1 protein-coding gene is annotated in these 727 nt (G+C 47.7%); it reads left to right on the top strand.

Annotation, left to right across the window (positions count from 1 at the left end; all coding sequences use genetic code 11):
• On the top strand, positions 1–727 hold a 727-nt coding region (locus R7E78_RS26450), incomplete at both ends, for a pyridoxal phosphate-dependent decarboxylase family protein (protein ID WP_318058654.1).

Genomic DNA, 727 nt, shown 5'->3' with positions numbered 1-727 from the left:
CCAAATGGGTTTGATGTTGGTACGTGATTGGATCGCAGATAAGCTAAGTGGTCACTCAATCCAGAAGTTAGTTCTGCCTGACTACGCTGACAAACTTCGCATCGTATGTTCTAAGAAATCACACTTCACAGTTCAAAAGTCTGCATCTTGGATGGGGCTTGGTGAGAAAGCGGTGCTGACTGTGGATGCAAACGCTGATGGCACCATGGATATCACGAAGCTAGATGAAGTGATTGCGCAAGCGAAAGCTGAAGGGCTAATTCCATTTGCGATTGTTGGTACTGCGGGTACGACGGATCACGGTGCAATTGATGACCTAGACTTCATCGCCGACATGGCAGTCAAGCACGACATGTGGATGCATGTGGATGGTGCTTACGGTGGTGCGCTGATCCTTAGCAGTCATAAGTCTCGCCTGAAAGGCGTTGAGCGCGCTCACTCTATCAGTGTCGATTTCCACAAATTGTTCTACCAAACAATCAGCTGTGGCGCACTTTTGGTGAACGACAAGTCGAACTTTAAGTTCTTGCTTCATCACGCAGATTACTTGAACCGTGAGCACGATGAGCTACCAAACTTGGTCGATAAATCCATCGCGACAACCAAACGTTTCGATGCATTGAAAGTCTTTATGACCATGCAAAACGTGGGTCCGAAGGCACTGGGTGACATGTACGATCATCTACTCGCTCAAACGCTTGAAGTGGCTGACATGATCCGTACAAAC

The organism is Vibrio sp. YT-19(2023), from assembly GCF_033337395.1.
The sequence above is the reverse complement of the archived record's forward strand: the minus strand, read 5'-3'. Positions and strand labels throughout refer to the sequence as shown.